19 protein-coding genes are annotated in these 18051 nt (G+C 66.6%); 14 read left to right on the top strand and 5 right to left on the bottom strand.

Translation table 11 applies throughout. The annotated features are described in order from the left end of the window. Positions 1-336 precede the first annotated feature (336 nt). From BM052_RS02800 to BM052_RS02785, 4 genes are all read left to right on the top strand, one after another. Positions 337-1386 carry a hypothetical protein gene (locus BM052_RS02800; RefSeq protein WP_091142907.1) on the top strand — a complete coding sequence of 350 codons (1050 nt, stop codon included), beginning with the start codon at positions 337-339 and terminating at the stop codon, positions 1384-1386. Between the two features lie 234 nt (positions 1387-1620). After that, a complete protein-coding gene (locus tag BM052_RS19795) occupies positions 1621-1797 on the top strand; it encodes a hypothetical protein (protein WP_177198294.1) in 177 nt (58 codons plus the stop codon). A gap of 21 nt (positions 1798-1818) precedes the next feature. Next, a complete protein-coding gene (locus BM052_RS02790; protein ID WP_091142903.1) occupies positions 1819-2361 on the top strand; it encodes a DUF2975 domain-containing protein in 543 nt (180 codons plus the stop codon). After that, positions 2361-2606 (top strand): helix-turn-helix domain-containing protein, encoded by a 246-nt coding sequence (locus tag BM052_RS02785; RefSeq protein ID WP_091142901.1) that lies wholly within the window; start codon positions 2361-2363, stop codon positions 2604-2606. Before BM052_RS02790 ends, BM052_RS02785 begins: the two co-directional genes overlap by 1 nt. A 28-nt stretch (positions 2607-2634) precedes the next feature. On the opposite strand, the gene BM052_RS02780 is transcribed toward BM052_RS02785, so the two are convergent. Then, the gene (locus BM052_RS02780; protein ID WP_143084728.1) at positions 2635-2940 is read right to left on the bottom strand and encodes a hypothetical protein; all 306 of its coding nucleotides are present in this window, start codon (positions 2938-2940) and stop codon (positions 2635-2637) included. Positions 2941-3363: 423 nt separating this feature from the next. On the opposite strand from BM052_RS02780, the gene rplJ reads away from it, so the two are divergent. The 5 genes from rplJ to BM052_RS02755 all read left to right on the top strand — a co-directional run bounded on the left by rplJ (position 3364) and on the right by BM052_RS02755 (position 7113). Beyond that, positions 3364-3879, top strand: coding sequence for a 50S ribosomal protein L10 (gene rplJ / locus BM052_RS02775; protein WP_091142896.1), 516 nt, complete (start codon positions 3364-3366; stop codon positions 3877-3879). An 89-nt stretch (positions 3880-3968) separates the two neighbouring features. Then, positions 3969-4346 (top strand): 50S ribosomal protein L7/L12, encoded by a 378-nt coding sequence (gene rplL / locus BM052_RS02770; RefSeq protein ID WP_091142893.1) that lies wholly within the window; start codon positions 3969-3971, stop codon positions 4344-4346. A 135-nt stretch (positions 4347-4481) separates the two neighbouring features. Beyond that, on the top strand, positions 4482-5417 hold the full coding sequence (locus BM052_RS02765) for a CHAD domain-containing protein (RefSeq protein WP_091143059.1): 936 nt from the start codon (positions 4482-4484) through the stop codon (positions 5415-5417). Then, positions 5414-5902, top strand: coding sequence for a CYTH domain-containing protein (locus BM052_RS02760; RefSeq protein ID WP_091142892.1), 489 nt, complete (start codon positions 5414-5416; stop codon positions 5900-5902). Before BM052_RS02765 ends, BM052_RS02760 begins: the two co-directional genes overlap by 4 nt. A 188-nt stretch (positions 5903-6090) precedes the next feature. Next, entirely contained in the window at positions 6091-7113 is a 1023-nt protein-coding gene (locus BM052_RS02755) for a methyl-accepting chemotaxis protein (protein WP_091142889.1), read from the top strand. 65 nt (positions 7114-7178) lie between these two features. On the opposite strand, the gene BM052_RS02750 is transcribed toward BM052_RS02755, so the two are convergent. Continuing rightward, positions 7179-7682 carry a c-type cytochrome gene (locus BM052_RS02750; protein ID WP_091142888.1) on the bottom strand — a complete coding sequence of 168 codons (504 nt, stop codon included), beginning with the start codon at positions 7680-7682 and terminating at the stop codon, positions 7179-7181. A 136-nt stretch (positions 7683-7818) separates the two neighbouring features. Here BM052_RS02750 and BM052_RS02745 point away from each other — a divergent pair, with 136 nt between their 5' ends. From BM052_RS02745 to bla, 4 genes are all read left to right on the top strand, one after another. Beyond that, a complete protein-coding gene (locus tag BM052_RS02745; protein ID WP_091142885.1) occupies positions 7819-9210 on the top strand; it encodes an MATE family efflux transporter in 1392 nt (463 codons plus the stop codon). A 167-nt stretch (positions 9211-9377) separates the two neighbouring features. Next, positions 9378-9665 (top strand): co-chaperone GroES, encoded by a 288-nt coding sequence (gene groES / locus BM052_RS02740; RefSeq protein ID WP_091142884.1) that lies wholly within the window; start codon positions 9378-9380, stop codon positions 9663-9665. A gap of 59 nt (positions 9666-9724) precedes the next feature. Then, complete coding sequence (gene groL, locus BM052_RS02735; protein WP_091142881.1) at positions 9725-11368, top strand: chaperonin GroEL; 1644 nt, start codon at positions 9725-9727, stop codon at positions 11366-11368. A gap of 497 nt (positions 11369-11865) precedes the next feature. Next, positions 11866-12936 (top strand): class A beta-lactamase, encoded by a 1071-nt coding sequence (bla, locus tag BM052_RS02730; RefSeq protein ID WP_091142879.1) that lies wholly within the window; start codon positions 11866-11868, stop codon positions 12934-12936. A gap of 216 nt (positions 12937-13152) precedes the next feature. Here bla and BM052_RS02725 read toward each other — a convergent pair whose 3' ends face one another. Beyond that, positions 13153-13470: a hypothetical protein gene (locus BM052_RS02725; protein WP_091142877.1), complete on the bottom strand. Its 318-nt coding sequence runs from the start codon at positions 13468-13470 to the stop codon at positions 13153-13155. 226 nt (positions 13471-13696) lie between these two features. Between BM052_RS02725 and polA the strand changes: the two genes are divergently transcribed. Further along, positions 13697-16552, top strand: coding sequence for a DNA polymerase I (gene polA / locus BM052_RS02720; RefSeq protein WP_091142874.1), 2856 nt, complete (start codon positions 13697-13699; stop codon positions 16550-16552). A 13-nt stretch (positions 16553-16565) separates the two neighbouring features. Here polA and BM052_RS02715 read toward each other — a convergent pair whose 3' ends face one another. Together BM052_RS02715 and BM052_RS02710 are read right to left on the bottom strand one after the other, a co-directional pair. Next, positions 16566-17435: a 3-hydroxyacyl-CoA dehydrogenase family protein gene (locus BM052_RS02715; protein ID WP_091142871.1), complete on the bottom strand. Its 870-nt coding sequence runs from the start codon at positions 17433-17435 to the stop codon at positions 16566-16568. 16 nt (positions 17436-17451) lie between these two features. After that, complete coding sequence (locus BM052_RS02710; RefSeq protein ID WP_091142869.1) at positions 17452-18048, bottom strand: cob(I)yrinic acid a,c-diamide adenosyltransferase; 597 nt, start codon at positions 18046-18048, stop codon at positions 17452-17454. Positions 18049-18051 lie beyond the last annotated feature (3 nt).

The following is an 18051-nucleotide window of genomic DNA, read 5'->3' as shown; positions in this document are numbered from 1 at the left end:
CGGATGGAAACCCGGACCGCTTCCTTCCCGGGCGTGTCCCCGCGCATGAACCCGCCTTGCTCGAAGCGATCGAGCGAACTCCCCATATAGGACCGCACCCACCCGGTGTCAAACCGGCGCCTTCAAATTGTCGGCACGACGTGCGCGCTTGCATCCGCGACCCATGATCGGCGGAATGGAAAGGATCGTTTGCGCAGAGTGTCAAACAGTCGGAACTGCCGGTAGGAATATTCACTCAGTAAAGCAAGTATCGGTTCGCCGCATTCAGTGCCTCGTCTTGTCCCGTATTCACGGCATGGATCCGTAACAAGTCACCGTCTGTCGCATTGCTGTGACATGGAACACTCAAATTTCGCCCGCTCGCCCCGCGCCCTGACGGCGATTGCCGCCGTTCTCGCGCTCTCCGCAACCCCCGTCCTGGCGCAGGAGGCCCAATCCGTGCCGCCGGCGGCATCCTCGGCGGCGCCGTCATCGCCGATATCGCTGCCGCCGCCGGACATCGCCGGCAGTTCGCCTGCCACGGTCGCCCTGCCGCCGGCCATCGTCCTGCCCGATGTTACCGCCGCGCAGGGCGGCCCGGCGCCTCAAGCTTCGGCCAGTGCCGTGCCGCAGGCCGAACGCAGCGGGGCCGGCACCCCCGCCCGCGCCCCCACTTCGGTGAAGGCGAAGGAACCCGCTCCGCCGACGGTGCCGACCGCCCAGTCCAACGGCACGGCCACCGACGGCGCGCTGGCGGACGGCTCCTTGCCGATGCCGGTCGCCGCGCCCCCCGCTCCGGCTTCCGCTCAAGCCCCCGCTCCGACCTCCGCTTCGATGGACCGACCAGCCGCCCAACCGATCGCGACGGCACCCGCCAGCGAGGCGGCCAACGAGTGGGACGGCCCGACCGCCGGGGAAATCGCCGGCCTGATCGCCGCGTTCGCCATCGCCGGCGCCGGTGCCGCGGCGATGATTTCGCGCCGCCGCCGCAGGCAACTGGCCGAGGACGAAACCGATCCGCGGGCCTCTTCGCCTGAACCGTTCGCGCCCGAGTCCGCCCCGCCGCAGGCCGCCGTCACGGTCGGAGCCACCATGGAAGAGGATCTCGCGGCCTCGGTCGCGGTGGCATCGCCGGCGGCGCTCGGTGATGGTCCTGTTCCCACGGATCCTGGGGAACGCCGTGCCCTGCTCGAACGGATGGTCGCCGCGCCGCCCGACGCCGGCAACCCGTTCCGGACCCACAAGGCCCGCATGCGCCGCGCGCGTATCCAGCTGCAGCGCATCGAGCGCTGTCAACTCGGGCATCGTCAACAGGAGCAAGCCGAGCGCTTCGACTGGCGCACTTATCCTTATCGGCCGGCGATCAAAGCGCCCGCTCCCGCCAGCCCCGAGCCGGTCACGGCCTGACTCGGCCGGCTCCTTTCCAGTCACGCATGGGGGCGGCTTTTCGCGAAGCCGCCCCGTCTATTTGTCGGGAACCTGCTTGTCGGGAATCTGCGGCCCGATGTGGCCGGCATCGATGCTCCGGCACCGACTTTCCGCAAAACGATCAGATGAATATCGTTTTTCGATATTATCGTTTGACAATAAGCCGACTCGGACTTATTGAATATCGATATCGAACATATCGGAGAACGTGCAATGACTGTCCAAGATACCCGGGCCACCCCGCGCCCCATCGCCGTCGCCCTGGCGCTTGTCCTGATGGCGACCCTCTGGCTTCCCACCGTCAGCACTCCGGCGCCGGACGCGGTCCGTTCCGGGCAGAGCGTCGCCGCCGTGGCCGCCTCCGGGGCCTATGCCCCGGTGCTGATGTAAGCGGATCGCGGGAGGCTTGCCATGTCCAGACTGTCCACCGACCCCTTGCTCGCCGTCGCCAAGGGCCTGCTCTATTTCCTGATGGGCGTGATGGTGCTGGCGGCGGCGGCCTGCACCATCGCCCTGCCGGTGATTCTCTTCATGCGGGAGAAGGTCACCGTGGAGCTTGCCAGCGCGATGCCGTCGACCCCCACCGCACCGCTCGTCGCCGCGCTTTGCGGCGTGCTGCTGCTGGCGATCGCACTGCTGGCCACGGTGTTCCTGATCCTGCTGCTGCTGAAGCGTATCGTCGATACCGTCGGCGAAGGGGACCCCTTCGTGCCCGACAATGCCTTGCGGCTTACCCGCATGGCCTGGCTCTCGCTCGTCGTGCAGCTGGTCGCCATTCCGCTGACCGGCATCGGCATGTGGCTCGACCGCGTGTCGGACGGGCATTCCGGCGAGGTCCAGGTTGATGGCGGCCTGTCCGGCAATGGCCTGCTGCTCATGCTGATCCTGTTCATCCTCGCCCGCGTGTTCCGCAAGGGGGCAGAGATGCGCGCCGAACTGGAAGGCACCGTGTAATGGGCGCCGAAAGTACCGAAACCGAAGGGACCCTGATCGTGGTCAAGCTGGACGATCTTCTCCACGCCCGTCGCATGACGCTTACCGAACTGGCGGAGCGTATCGGCATCACGCTGGCCAACCTGTCGATCCTGAAGACCGGCAAGGCGAAGGCGATCCGCTTCTCCACGCTCGAGGCGATCTGTCGCGAATTGGACTGCCAGCCGGGCGATCTGCTGGGATACCGGCCCGAGGCCGGCGGATAGGTCCAACGGAACCGCCGAGGAGGGGCTCTCAGACCGCCAGGTCGAAGAGGGCCCCTTTTTCGCGCGCGGGCCGTTCCGAATAGACCCTCGTATAGACCCTCGTAATGATTTTCCCCACCGCTTGCTCCCAGTCGAGGCGCAGCTGGGCCTCGGCGTCGGTTTCCTGGGCTTCGCGCGTGAAGAACATCGGCCGGAAGCCATCGGCGTTCTCGGGGCCGAAGTGCCGGGGCGAGGCCGAAGCATCAGCCGAAGTATCATGGGTGACGGGCGCCGGCCTGGGGTAGGCTACCCCGCCGATCGCATAGGGTACGGGCCGGTACGTGGTCGACTGCATGCGAACCGCCTCCTGGCTGTCCATGCCCCCCTGCCGAATTGTGAGGCTGGCACGCCCGGATTAACAAAGGGTTTGCATCGATACCAGTGTATACCCGTATCGCCTTGTACGATAATCGCGCGGCGCTTGACTTTCCCAGGGGTTTGCGCCATTGGCCCGCCCCGACCGGCGGGTTCTGCCTGCCGTTCATCCGTCCGAGACAGCTGCTGGGGGCTTCCCCCTTAATTCGCAGCCTAGACGGGGAACAGGAAATTTCCGGCCCCCTCGCCTCCCGTGGGAAGCGTGGTGCCATTCTCGCGTTATCATACGCGAACTCCTTCCCCATCGAACGGACTCGCCCGTGGTGCCTCATGCGCCATGGACAAACGTAGCCGGCCGTGCGGGACTGCAAGTCCCAAGCGGTCACATGTGAAGGAGTAAGGCATGGATCGTTCGCAGAAAGCCGAATCGGTCGCCCAGCTCAACGCAACCTTTACCGAGGCTGGCGCGGTGGTCATCACCCGCAACCTTGGCATGACGGTGGCCCAGTCCACCGCCCTGCGAACGAAGATGCGTGATGCCGGCGCGACTTACAAGGTTGCGAAGAACCGTCTTGCCAAGCTTGCCATCGAAGACACCGACTATGTCGGTATCGGCGATTTCCTGACCGGCCCGACGGCCATCGCGACTTCGGTCGATCCCGTCGCCGCCGCCAAGGCCGTTGTCGAATTCGCCAAGACGACCGACAAGATCGAGATCGTCGGCGGCGCGATGGGCACGCAGGTTCTGACCCCCGAAGGTGTCAAGGCGCTCGCCTCGATGCCCTCGCTCGATGAAATGCGTGCCAGGCTCATCGGCCTCGTCCAGGCTCCGGCGACCAAGATCGCCCAGCTCTCGACCGCTCCGGCGGCCAAGCTGGCGCGTGTCTTTGCCGCTTATGCCGAGAAGGACGCAGCCTGAGCCGCAAGTGCGGACAGCACGTTTCGAAACGATTTATCCCGCCGGCCGCATCAGGCACCGGCGGGACCACAGATCAGGAGTGAAATATCATGGCCGATATCGCCAAGCTTGTTGAAGAACTGTCGCAGCTGACCGTCCTCGAGGCGGCCGACCTTGCCAAGGCCCTGGAAGAAGCGTGGGGCGTTTCCGCCGCCGCCGCCGTGGCCGTGGCTGCCCCCGCCGGTGGTGGCGCCGCCGCCGAGGCGGTTGAAGAGAAGACCGAATTCGACGTCATCCTGACCGGTGACGGCGGCAAGAAGATCCAGGTCATCAAGGAAGTCCGCGCGATCACCCAGCTCGGTCTCGCCGAAGCCAAGGCCCTCGTCGAAGGCGCGCCCAAGGCCGTCAAGGAAGGCGTGAACAAGGCCGAAGCCGAAGAGATCAAGAAGAAGATCGAGGAAGCCGGCGGCACCGTCGAGATCAAGTAATCTTCTTCCGGCTCGCCGGACGAAAGACACGGAAGGGCGGCTCCCCGGGGGGCCGCCCTTTTCGTTTCCCCTTTCCATTGCCGCACGGCTAGGCATTGTCCTCCCGCATGGATGTGGCTGCGCAAGGGGACGATGATGGCCTTCAGATTCAGGGCCGGCGATTATTCGGTGGAACGGGCGGTGCGGCGGATCGCGCGCGAGCAGATCGATGGCGCGCTTGCCGCGATCGATGGCAAGAACGCCCACGTGGCGACGCACGAGGTGCGCAAGTGCTGCAAGAAGGTGCGCGCCCTCATCCGCCTGGTCCGGCCGGGCTTCGCGGGCTACGTCCAGGAGAACGAGGCGTTTCGCGACATCGCGCGGGGGCTTGCCGGCTCGCGCGACGCCAAGGTCCTGCTCGATACTTTCGACCTGCTGGCCGCCGATGCGCAGAAACGGGCCGATCCCGCCCTGTTCGGGCCTTTGCGGGGACAACTCGCGCATGAACCCGCGCGCCCGGCCCGCGGCGCCACCGCCGAAGCCAGGCTCGGACATGCGCGCACGCTGCTGGCGGCGGCTCGCGAGCGGATCGGCGGCTGGACGCTGGAATGCCACGATTGGGGTGCGCAGGGCGCGGGGCTGCGCAAGATCCTGCGCCGGGCGAACAAGGCGGCACGGACGCTTGCTCGCGAACCGACCGCGCGGCATTATCATGAACTGCGCAAGCTGATGAAGTACCACTGGTATCATACCCGCCTGCTGGTGCCGGTCTGGCCGGCGATGATGCAGCCGCGCGCGGCCGAGCTGAGCCGGCTCGCCGATCTGCTCGGGCTTCATCACGATATCAGCGTATTCGAGGAGCGGGTCGCGGGCCGGCTGGAGGGAAGCGGATATCGCGAAGTGGTGGAGACTCTGCTGGCGCTCGCCCTGCGGCGGCGGGCGCGGCTGGAGCGGGAGATCGGGCCGCTCGTCGCCCGCTTGCTGGCGCAGGCGCCGCGCGCGCTGGTCGATCATTGGCAGGCGCTGTGGGGGATCTGGCGCGCGGAGCACGGCGGGGGTGAAGCCGGCACCGCCAATGGCCAAGTCGCATGACGCCGGATCGCACGACAATCGAAATCGAACGCAAGTTCCTGGTCGAAGGCGATGCCTGGCGCGGCGCGGCCACCGGCAGCAGGCGCATCCGCCAAGCCTATCTCTCGAACGGCACGGCGGCGAGCGTGCGGGTCCGCCTGATCGATGGGCGGGAAGCGAAGCTGACGGTCAAGTCGCGGCGCGGCGCGGGCGGCGGGGCTGCCCTGTCCCGCTCCGAGTTCGAATATACGGTGCCGTTCGCGGATGGGCTTGCCATGCTCGGCCTGCGTACCGGGCGGATCATCGACAAGACCCGCTATCTGGTTCCCGCGGCGAACGGGCGGACCTGGGAAGTGGATGTCTTCGCCGGCGAGCACCAGGGCCTGGTCCTGGCCGAGATCGAACTGGATTCGGCGGACGAGCAGGTCGCGTTGCCGGGATGGATCGGCCGCGAAGTGACCCATGATCCGCGATACCGCAACGAGGCGCTGGCGCTGCCCGGCTGATCGGTGCCGAATTTCCAAACGGCTGCTACGTGGAACACCGGGCTGGCCGGTGCATCGGGGCTAAACCACGCGCCGATAGGCCTTGGAGGGACAAGATCGGTCGCGGCATGGCGCCGGGTGGAACAGATTTCTGAACGAGGATGATCCTGCGGGCATGGACGTAGTCTGCGTGCCGGAGTGGGAGTTTTATGCAGGATCAGATCATCGACCTCGCGCTTGAATTGACGAAGGTTACCAAGGCAAAGATTGCCGATCTCGACCAGATCATGTTGCGCACGCAAATCCTGTCGATGAACGCGCGTCTGGAAGCGGCCCGGGCCGGACAGGCGGGCAAGAGTTTTGCCATCGTCGCACAGGAAATGGGATCCGTATCCAACGAGGTTACGACCCTTGCGGCATCGCTGAACGATGTCATCGCGAAAAACGCTGCCCGTATCCAGGATGCGGGGCACGAGATGTCGATCGGCTTCAGGGGCAGTCGCTATGCGGACCTGGCCCGCAACGCCGTCGAGATCATGGACCGGAATCTTTATGAGCGTTCTTGCGACGTGCGGTGGTGGGCGACCGACAGCGCCGTCGTAAACGCGGCGGAACAGCCCGGCTCCGATGCCCTCGCCCATGCCACGGACCGCCTCGCGACGATCCTGCGCTCCTACACCGTCTACCTTGACCTGTGGATTGCCGATCGTTCCGGCCGGGTGATCGCCAATGGCCGTCCGCAGCGCTATCGTGATGTCGTCGGGGCGGACGTATCCCGCGAAGAGTGGTTCCGACGCGGCCTGGAAACGGCCGATGGAGACAGCTTCGTGGTGTGCGACGTGGAAACTTCGCCGTGCCTGGGGGGATCCCAGGTCGCGACTTATTCGACGGCGATTCGCGCCGAGGGCGCCGTGAATGGCAAGGCGGTTGGCGTGCTGGGGATCTTCTTCGACTGGGAGCCGCAGGCGCGGGCCATCGTCGAGGGTATCTCGCTTTCATCGGAAGAGCGCGGCAACAGCAAAGTCATGCTGCTCGATTCCCGTTTCCGGGTAATCGCTTCGACCGCGCCGGGCAGCTTCGGCCAGACTTATCCGCTCCGGCCGACCGACGCCTGGGGGCATTCCTTGCTGGACGGCAAAATCGTCGCCTACGGACTGACCCCCGGCTATGAGACCTATCGCGGACTGGGCTGGTTCGGCTGCATCGAAAGTGCCGCGACCCTGGGACGTTAGGCGCGGCTCGGCGATTCGCTTTTCGGGCGCGGTACAGTCCTCCCTTCCGGTATCGTCCGGCGCGGTTATTTCGCTGTTTCGAGGTAGTTGATGATCGCCTTGCGCGCTTCGGCGTTGGGAACCGCGATCACCATCCTGGTCCCGGGCACCATTTTCATCGGACCCTGCAACCAGGTGTCGAGGCTGGCCCGGTCCCAGGTTATGCCGGATGCCTTGAGCGCGGGGCTGAACGCGTAGCCCGGAACCTCTCCGGCCTTGCTGCCGACGATCCCGAACAGGGTCGGGCCGACGCCGTTCTTCGCCGGTTCGACCGAGTGGCACGCGCGGCAGGTCGCGAAAGCGGGCGGCGGCGTCGCCGAAGTCGCGGCGGCAACCGATTCGGTAGGGGAAGAGGAATCGGTGGGGGAAGGCGGGGCCGCGACTTCAGCCTGCACCGGCGCCTGCACCGGCGCCGCTTCGGATGTCGCGGCGGGACTCGCGGTCTCGCCAGCTTGTTCGCCGGGCCCTGATCCGCCGCAGGCGGCCAGCAGGGCGAGCGGCAGGACAACGGTCAAATTCCTGGGATCCATCGTTCTTCCTCCTCGATCGGGAGGCGTAATATAGCCGCACCATCAAGGGAAGCGGCTGATCCAGCGCAAAAGCGGGCCCCGGTGCGCGGAATTCGCTTCCGCTGGCGCGCCCTTGGGCCTATCGCGCCGCCCCACCATGACTGGCCGCGTCGAAGCTCATCCGTTCCGCGCCGAACTGGGCGCCACCCTGCGAATCGCGGGGCCGCTGGCGCTGGCCAATCTCCTGCAGATGGCGGTCTTCGCCACCGACGTGATGTTCGTCGCCCGCCTCGGCCAGGAGGCGCTGGCGGCGTCGAGCCTGGCCGTCGCGATCGTGGCGCTGCTGTTGATGGGCCTCAACGGCGTGACCGGCGCGGTCGCCCCGCTGATCGCCGCCGAGATCGGCCGGCGCGGCAATTCGGTGCGCGAGGTGCGCCGGTCGGCACGCATGGCGCTGTGGCTGGCGGTTCTGCTCGGCGCGGCGGCGATCGGCGTCTGCCTGATGGGTGAGCGGCTGATGCTGGCGACCGGGCAGGACCCGGTGGTCTCGGCCCGTGCCGGCGGTTTCATCGCCGTCCTTTCGTTCTCGCTGGTGCCGATGGCGGTGGCGAATGTGCTGCGTACTTTCGTTTCGGCGCTGGGCCGGCCGATCTTCGCCACGCTCATCACGGCCCTGGCGATCGTGGTGAACGGGCTGGGCAACTACACTTTCGTGTTCGGCCATTTCGGTGCGCCTCGTCTCGAGCTGAACGGCTCGGCGATTTCGAGCATCATCACCGCTTGCGCCACCGTCATCGCCTATGCGCTGGCGATCCGCGCCGACCGCAAGTTGCGCCGCTACCATGTGTTCGGCCGCTGGTGGCGCCCCGAAGGGCAGCGCCTGCGCCAGCTGCTGATGCTGGGCCTGCCGATCTCGGCGACGCTGGTGGCCGAAGGCGGGCTGTTCAGCGGCGCCGCCTTCCTGATGGGGCGCGTCGGCGAGGCGCAGCTGGCGGCGCACACCGTGGCATTGCAGATCGCCGCCTTCGCCTTCCAGGTCCCGTTCGGCATCGGTCAGGCGGCGACGATCCGCGTCGGCTATCACTACGGCGCCGGCAACCGCGCGGGGATCGGCCGCGCGGGCTGGGCGGCGATCGCGGTCGGCCTGGGGTTCATGTGCACTTCGGCGCTGGCGATGCTGCTGATGCCCAGGCTGATCCTGTCCGCCTATGTGGACGTCTCGGCACCGGCCAACGCGGTGCTTGTCGACTATGCGCTGAGCTACCTGTTCGTCGCGGCGATCTTCCAGCTGACCGACGGGCTCCAGGCGGTCGCCGCCGGCGTCCTGCGCGGTATCCAGGATACGCGGGTGCCGATGATGATCGCGGTGTTCGGCTACTGGCTGGCCGGCTTCGCCACTTCGGTGGTGCTGGGCCTGTTCACGCCGCTGGGCGGCGTGGGCGTGTGGATCGGCCTTGCGGTGGGGCTGACGGTCGCGGCGGCGCTCCTGGTGGCCCGGTGGCATTGGCGCGACCGGATTTCGCTGGTTCCGGGTATGGCGCGCGCCTGATTGTCCCTGCCCGGGACCGGTTCGCCGAAAACCGGGACCGCCGGCAAATTTTTTCTGGCGGACGCGCTTGACGGCTTCCCACGCCGCGACCATATCCCCGGCCGTTGGCACTCTCCTGCCGAGAGTGCCAACCCCAATTTATGGTTCGTTGGATAAGGGAGTATCCCATGACTTTTCGCCCGCTGCACGACCGTGTTCTCGTGCGCCGTGTCGAGGCCGAGGAAAAGACGGCCGGCGGCATCATCATTCCCGACAGCGCCAAGGAAAAGCCCGCCGAGGGTGAAATCGTCGCTGCCGGCAATGGCGCCCGCGCTGAAAACGGCACCGTGACCCCGCTCGACGTCAAGATCGGTGACCGCGTGCTGTTCGGCAAGTGGTCCGGCACCGAAGTCAAGGTCGACGGTGAAGACCTGCTCATCATGAAGGAATCGGACATCCTGGGCGTGATCGCCTGAGCCCTCCGCATCCATTCATCTGATTATCGCCATCTGATTATCGAAAGAGGAATTCTACAATGGCAGCCAAGGACGTGAAGTTTTCGCGCGACGCGCGCGAACGCATCCTCGCCGGTGTCGATACGCTGGCCAATGCAGTGAAGGTCACGCTCGGCCCCAAGGGCCGCAACGTCGTGATCGAAAAGAGCTTCGGCGCGCCGCGCATCACCAAGGACGGCGTTACCGTCGCCAAGGAAATCGAACTCAAGGACAAGTTCGAGAACATGGGCGCCCAGATGATCCGTGAAGTGGCCTCGAAGGCCAACGACACGGCGGGCGACGGCACCACCACCGCCACCGTCCTGGCCCAGGCGATCGTGCGCGAAGGCATGAAGTCGGTCGCCGCCGGCATGAACCCGATGGACCTCAAGCGCGGCATCGATCTCGCTGTCACCAAGGTGGTCGAGAACCTCAAGAGTCGTTCGAAGGACGTTTCCGGCTCGGCCGAGATCGCCCAGGTCGGCATCATCTCGGCCAATGGCGACCGTGAAGTCGGTGAGAAGATCGCCGAGGCGATGGAGAAGGTCGGCAAGGAAGGCGTCATCACCGTCGAGGAGGCCAAGGGCCTCGAATTCGAACTCGACGTCGTCGAGGGCATGCAGTTCGACCGCGGCTACCTTTCGCCCTACTTCGTCACCAACCCCGACAAGATGACCGTCGAGCTCGACAGCCCGTACATCCTGATCCACGAGAAGAAGCTCTCGAACCTGCAGTCGATGCTGCCGATCCTCGAAGCCGTGGTGCAGTCCGGCCGTCCGCTCCTCATCATCGCCGAGGACATCGAGGGCGAGGCCCTGGCCACGCTCGTCGTCAACAAGCTGCGCGGCGGCCTCAAGGTCGCGGCCGTCAAGGCTCCTGGCTTCGGCGATCGCCGCAAGGCCATGCTGGGCGACATCGCCACCCTGACCGCGGGCGAGATGATCTCCGAGGACCTCGGCATCAAGCTCGAGAACGTCACCATCGGCATGCTCGGCCAGGCCAAGAAGGTCTCGATCGACAAGGACAACACCACGATCGTCGACGGCGCCGGCTCGCCGGACGAGATCAAGGCCCGCGTCGAGCAGATCCGTTCGCAGATCGAAGTCACCACTTCGGACTACGACCGCGAGAAGCTGCAGGAGCGTCTTGCCAAGCTGGCCGGCGGCGTTGCCGTCATCAAGGTCGGCGGCGCTTCGGAAGTCGAGGTGAAGGAGCGCAAGGACCGCGTCGACGACGCTCTCCACGCGACCCGCGCCGCGGTTGAGGAAGGCATCGTCCCCGGCGGCGGCACCGCGCTGCTCTATGCCACCAAGGCCCTCGTTGGCCTGCGCGGCGAGAACGACGACCAGACCCGCGGCGTCGACATCGTGCGCCAGTCGATCATGACCCCGCTGCGCCAGATCGCGCAGAATGCCGGCTTCGACGGCGCCGTCGTCTCGGGCAACCTGCTGCGCGAGAACGACGAGACCATGGGCTTCAACGCCGCGACCGACGTCTACGAGAACCTCGTCGCCGCCGGCGTGATCGACCCGACCAAGGTCGTTCGCACCGCGCTGCAGGATGCGGCTTCGGTCGCCGGCCTGCTCATCACCACCGAGGCGGCGATCTGCGAGAAGCCGGACGACAAGCCGGCCATGCCCGCGATGCCGGGCGGCATGGGCGGCATGGGCGACATGGGCTTCTAAGCCCAGCCCGGTCCCGGACGACCACGTCCAGGCAACAACATGCGAAGGGCCGGGAGAGCGATCTCCCGGCCCTTTTGCTTTCATCGATCGGAACCCGTGTTCCCTATCCAGGGCAATCGCATAGGAAGGACAAGTTTGGTCCCTATGCGAGTGCCTTGGCTTCCCATGGCTTCGTCATCGCGAGCCGCCGCAGGCGGCGCGGCACTCCAGGGCGGTTTTACGCGGCCCAGGATGGCTTCCGTGGCTTCGCCGCTTCGCAAAGACGAAGAGAGAAGGAGAAGATGCGGCTCGCTCCAAGTGACGTGGCACTATCCGGCGATTCGGCGCGCGATCGGTGCCTGATCCGGCGGGGTGTTCGAATCGTTCTTTAACACGACATGAAAGTGCCGTTTCCGGCAATTACCGCAAGCTTCCTGCAACTCATCGCGTCCCGCTGGCGTTTTGTCGCCGGTGCATTAACGTTCCGGGAACATGGACGAATATAGGGTGGGAACTGCATGACCGGGGCAGGCGACCTTTTCACGCGGTGCCGTAGCGGCGCAAGACGCGTCATCGAACTGCTGACCTTGACGGCGGTGGCGGTGCTGCCGCTCGGCGCGGCGCGGGCGCAGCACGTGCAGGCCGGTGATGCCGTGCAGCCGCGCTCCGAGCAGGTCGTCGAAGTCCAGAACACGTTCGATTCGGTGTTCGGCACCCAACTCCGCGGACCGCGCACATCTTCCACCCCCTTCGAACAGCAGCTGGCCGCGGTGGCGGAGGCTTCGCGCGGGCGCATCGGCGTCGCCGCCGTGGATCTTGCCTCGGGCCGCATGATCGATGTCCTGGGCGATCAGCGTTTCCCCATGGCAAGCACCAGCAAGGTCGCCATCGCCGCGGCTTTCCTGGAAGGAGTCGATCAGGGCAAGTGGAGCCTCACCAGCGAGTTCCCGCTGATGATCCCGGTCGGTTCCGCGCCTTACTCGAGCGCGGTGGCGCCGGTTCGTGCCGGCGAATACATGACCGCCGAACGCCTGATCGAACTGATGATTACCCGTTCCAACAACTACGCCACCGACGCCTTGCTGAAGGTCGTCGGCGGTCCGTCGGCGGTCAATGCCTGGGTCCGCCGCGCCGGCATCGAGAACTGGCACATGGACCGCGACATCGCCACGCTGGTGCGGGACGATGGGGCGATCGACCCGGCGGTGGTGATCGACAAGCGCGACAGCGCCACGCCGGTGGCGATGGTTCAGCTGCTTGCCGGCGTCTACCAGGGCAAGTGGCTGAGCCCGCAAAGCCGCGCCGTCCTGCTGGGCGCGATGAGCCGCTGCGTCACCGGCAAGCATCGCATAGCGGCGGGAATGCCCGAGGGGGTTTCCGTTTCGCACAAGACCGGATCGCTGAACAACACCTCGAGCGACATCGGCATTGTCCAGACGCCCGACGGCCGCGTCTTCGCCGTCGCCATCTACGTCACGGGGCAGGGCAGCCGCCCCGGCCGCGAGGCGCGGATCGCCAGCATCGCCCGCACCGTCTACGACGGCTACCTCACCGAAAGCTCGAACTACCGCCGCACTGCGTCGCGCTGACCAGCCGAAGCCGCCGCGCGGGGACGAAGCGAAAATCTGAATACCCCGCCATCCCCGGGGATGGACAATCGCATATGCGCCGATCTTGTCCTTCATCGTCACCCTGAACTTGTTCCAGGGTGACGACCGAGGGAGGGAAACCCCATATGCGATGGCCTTGCCGTCATCCCGGGCTCGCGCCCTGGGACGACGGGTCATGACAAAGAACGGTTGGTATCAGTTGCTCTTAGGCGGGTTGTCGTCCAGCGCCGCTTCGGCATCCTTGGCGGCCTGTTCGGCATCGGCGGCGGTGTCGCTGGCGGCGTCGGCGACGTCGGCCCCCGCGTCCTTGGCGGCATCGGCGGCATCATTGGCCGCATCGCCGATCTTGTCGCCGGCGGCGTCCATGGCGCTGCCCATGTCGGTCGCGGCGGCTTCGACGTCGTCGCTGGCCGAAGAGGCGGCGGCTTCGGTGGCGTCCTGGGTCTTTTCCGAGCAGGCGGCCAGCGACAGTGCGCCAATGGCGGCAGTGGCGGCGATCAAGATCTTGCGCATCTTCCAGTAATCCCTCGTTTTCAAGTTGTCCGTCGGCGAAACGCCGGGTCCGACGTCCGGCGCCGGTACTTGAAACCGCACGGGCCGAACTCGCTTCGTGGAGTAGGTGTGGACCCGTGCGGTTTCAAGCATTGGCAGTCAAAACGCGGCTCATCGAATCGGGTTCCCGTCCAAAGCCGAACTCGCATGCTGACGCCTCGCTCCGGCGCTGCTACGGACTGTGCCCATGGAGCCAAAGCAGCATCTCTACCTCGTCGACGGTTCGGCCTACATATTCCGCGCCTATCACCGCCTGCCGCCGCTGACCGACCCCGAGGGGACCCCGGTCGGCGCCGTATACGGCTATACGACGATGCTGTGGAAACTGGCCGAGGATCTCCACAAGGCCGACGGGCCGACGCACCTGGCGGTGATCCTCGATGCCGGGAGCAAGTCGTTCCGCAACGAGATCTACGGCGCCTACAAGGCCAATCGCCCGCCCCCGCCCGAGGATCTGGTGCCGCAGTTCCCGCTGATTCGCGACGCCACCCGCGCCTTCTCGCTCCCCTGCATAGAAGAGCAGGGATTCGAGGCGGACGACCTGATCGCCTCCTATGCCCGCGAGGCGGCGCGGCGCGGCTGGGACGTGACCATCGTATCTTCGGACAAGGATCTGATGCAGCTTGTCGGCAAGTGCGCCGAGCCGGACGATGGCTTCGAGGGCGGCTGCATCGACATGCTCGATACGATGAAAAACCAGCGCATCGATATCGCGGAGGTGGTCGAGAAGTTCGGCGTGCCGCCCGAGAAGGTGGGAGACGTGCTGGCGCTGATGGGCGATTCGGTCGATAACGTGCCGGGGGTCTTCGGCGTCGGTCCCAAGACCGCGACCAAGCTGATCCAGGACTACGGCGATCTCGAAAGCGCGCTCGCCGCCGCGCCGGAAATGAAGAAATCCAAGTTGCAGGAACGGCTGGTCGAGCAGGCGGACCAGGCGCGCCTGTCCAAGGTGCTGGTCACGCTCAAGGAAGACTGCGTGCTGCCGATGCCGCTCGACGCGTTCAAGCTGGACGCGGTGCCGCCGGAACCGCTTGCCGCTTTCCTTGCCCGGCACGGCTTCACCAGCCTGCTGAAGCGTCTCGATACCGGTGCCGGCAGCCCGGAGCGCGCGACCCGGCTCAATCCCGCGAAGCCGGTCACCGCCGGGGCCAATCCGCTGGAGGGTGCCGCGCGGCAGGCACCGCCGGAAATGCCGGCCGTGGACTATGACGCCTACGAATGCGTGCAGACGCCCGCCGCGCTGGAGGCATGGATCGCCAGGGCCCACGCGGCGCACCTCGTCGCGGTGGATACCGAAACCTCGATGCTCGACGCGATGCAGGCCGAGCTTTGCGGCGTCAGCCTGGCGGTGGGCCCCAACCAGGCCTGCTACATCCCGCTGGGCCACGGCGGCAGCGACATGTTCGCCGAAAAGCCCGCGCAGGTCCCGCTCGAACAGGCCGTCGCGCTGCTGAAGCCGCTGCTGGAAAGCGACGCGGTTCTCAAGGTTGGGCAGAACATCAAGTACGATCTCAACGTCCTTGCCCGCCATGGCATAGAGGTGGCCCCGGTCGACGATACCATGATCGAGAGCTTCTGCCTCGACGCGGGGCGCTCGATCGACGGCATCGGCGGCGGCCACGGCATGGACGAACTCTCAGAGCGCCATCTCGGCCACACGCCGATAGCCTTCAAGGAGGTCTGCGGCACCGGCAAGAAGGCGATTCCCTTCGGCGAAGTCCCGCTCGCCAAGGCGACGCGCTATGCCGCCGAGGACGCCGACGTCACCTGGCGCCTGCACGCATTGCTGAAGCCGCGCCTGAGCGAGGAAGGCGGCACCCGGATCTACCAGCGGGTCGACCGCCCGCTGATACCGGTGGTGGCGCGGATGGAGCGGCACGGCGTCAAGGTCGATCGCGACAGGCTGGCCGGCCTCTCCAGCCAGTTCGCGGAAGCCATCGGCGCGCTCGAAAGCGAGATCCATGGCCTGGCCGGCCAGGTGTTCACCATCGGCAGCCCCAAGCAGCTGGGCGATATCCTGTTCGACAAGCTGGGCTACAAGGGCGGGCGCAAGGGCAAGTCGGGCCAGTATTCGACGGACCAGGCGATTCTGGAGGGGCTCGCCCTGCAAGGCGCCGAAGTCGCCACCAAAGTGCTTGAATGGCGCCAGCTTTCCAAGCTGCGCTCGACTTATACCGAGGCGCTGCAGGCGGCGATCAATCCGCGGACCAGCCGCGTCCATACCAGCTACAGCCTTGTCGGCGCGCAGACCGGGCGGCTTTCCTCCACCGAGCCCAATCTGCAGAACATCCCGATCCGCACCGAGATCGGCCGGCAGATCCGCGAGTGCTTCGTGGCCGAGCCAGGCCATGTCCTGCTCTCCGCCGACTATTCGCAGATCGAGCTGCGCCTGGCCGCGCACATGGCCGACGTGCCGAGCCTGAAGGAGGCCTTCGCCAATGGCGAGGACATCCATGCGCGCACCGCGATGGAGATGTTCGGCACGGTCGATCGCGACACCCGCGGGCGGGCCAAGACCATCAACTTCGCGATCCTCTACGGCATCTCGCGCTGGGGGCTCGGCGGGCGGCTGGGGGTGGAGGCGGACGAGGCGCAGGCGATGATCGATCGCTATTTCGAGCGCTTTCCCGGCATCCAGCGCTATATCCACGAAACGCTCGAAGGCGTGCGGGCATGCGGTTATTCGCAGACGCTGTTCGGCCGCAAGACCTGGTTCCCGCGCATCAACGCGAAGAACCAGGCCGAACGCCAGGGCAGCGAGCGCGCCGCCATCAACGCCCCGATCCAGGGCACTTGCGCCGACATCATCAAGCGCGCCATGGCCCGCATGGACCCGGCGCTCGCCGAAGCGGGGCTGGGCCACGTGCGGATGCTGCTGCAAGTGCACGACGAACTGGTGTTCGAACTGCCCGAGGGAGACGTCGCCGCCGCTTCTCCGGTGATCCAGCGGGTCATGGCCGAGGCCGCGCTGCCGGCGGTGAAGCTGGACGTGCCGCTGGGGGTGGAGATCGGCTTCGGGCCGAGCTGGGGCGCGGCGCACTGATGCCGGGACGGCGTTACCGCGTGGGGACAGGTTTCTCGCCCGAATAGTCGTAGAAACCGCGGCCGGTCTTGCGGCCGTACCAGCCCGCCTCGACGTATTTCTGCAGCAGCGGGGCGGGGCGGTACTTGGGATCGCCAGTGGTCGAGTGGAACACCTTCATGATCTGGTAGAGCGTGTCGAGCCCGACGAAATCGGCGAGGGTGAGCGGGCCCATCGGGTGGTTGAGGCCGATCCGGCAGCCCGCGTCGATATCCTCCACGGATCCGATCCCGGCGCCGAGCACGAAGATCGCCTCGTTCACCATCGGGCACAGGATGCGGTTGACCACGAAACCCGGCTCGTCGCCGGCCAGTACCACGGTCTTGCCGAGCTTCTCGCCGAAGGCCTTCATGCGATCGACGGTGTCCGGCGCGGTGGCGAGGCCGGGGATCACCTCGACCAGGCCCATCACCGGCACCGGATTGAAGAAGTGCAGCCCGCAGAAGCGCGCCGGATCGGGCGAACCGGCGGCCATGCGGGTGATCGGGATCGAGCTGGTGTTGGAGGCCATGATCGCGGTTTCGCCCAGCACCTTGCCGGCGGCCTCGAAGATCCTGAGCTTGATTTCCTCGCGCTCGGTCGCCGCTTCGATGATGAGGTCGCAGCCGGACATCGCGGAATAGTCGGCCACCGGTGCGATGCGGGCCAGCAGCGCGTCGGCGTCGGCCTGGGTCAGCTTGTCCCTGGCGACCAGCTTGGCCAGGCCCTTGCCGATCCCGGCCTTGCCCTTTTCGGCGTTCTCCAGGCTGATGTCGGTCAGGATCACGTCCATGCCCTTGCCCGCCACGGTCTGGGCAATGCCCGAGCCCATGATGCCCGCACCGATGATTCCGACTGTCTGCACGCTCGCGCTCCTTGATCTAGCGATTCTGCCCCGGCACCCAAAGCACGTCGTCCGCGCCGCCGGCGTTCACCGCGCGGGCAAGGACGAAGAGGTAGTCGCTGAGGCGATTGACATAGGCCAGCGCGGCCGGGTTCACCGGCTCCGTCGCGGCGAGCGCCACGGCGCGGCGTTCGGCGGCGCGGGTGGACGCGCGGGCGAGGTGGATGCGTGCCGCTGCCTCGCTGCCGCCGGGCAGGATGAAGCTCCGGAGCGGCTGGAGATGCTCGTTGATCGCGTCGATCGCCGCCTCCAGCCATTCGACTTGCGCATCGACCATGCGCAGCGTCATCTCGCCCGGAGTGAAATCCTCGCCAGGCGTCGCCAGGTCCGCGCCCAGGTCGAACAGGTCGTTCTGGATCCGCGTAAGCGTGGCTGCGTGGCCGGTGGCGGGGTGAATGGCGGCCGGGGGCGTGCCGGCAAGCGCGCAGACGGCCAGGCCGATCGCGCTGTTCGCCTCGTCGATCGCGCCGATCGCTTCCATGCGCGCGGCATGCTTGGGCAGGCGCGAGCCGTCGACAAGGCCGGTGGTGCCGTCATCGCCGGTGCGCGTGTAGATCTTGTTCAGCCGGACCAAGGG

It is taken from the genome of Novosphingobium sp. CF614 (assembly GCF_900113255.1).
Lineage (GTDB): Bacteria > Pseudomonadota > Alphaproteobacteria > Sphingomonadales > Sphingomonadaceae > Novosphingobium.
The sequence above is the reverse complement of the archived record's forward strand: the minus strand, read 5'-3'. Positions and strand labels throughout refer to the sequence as shown.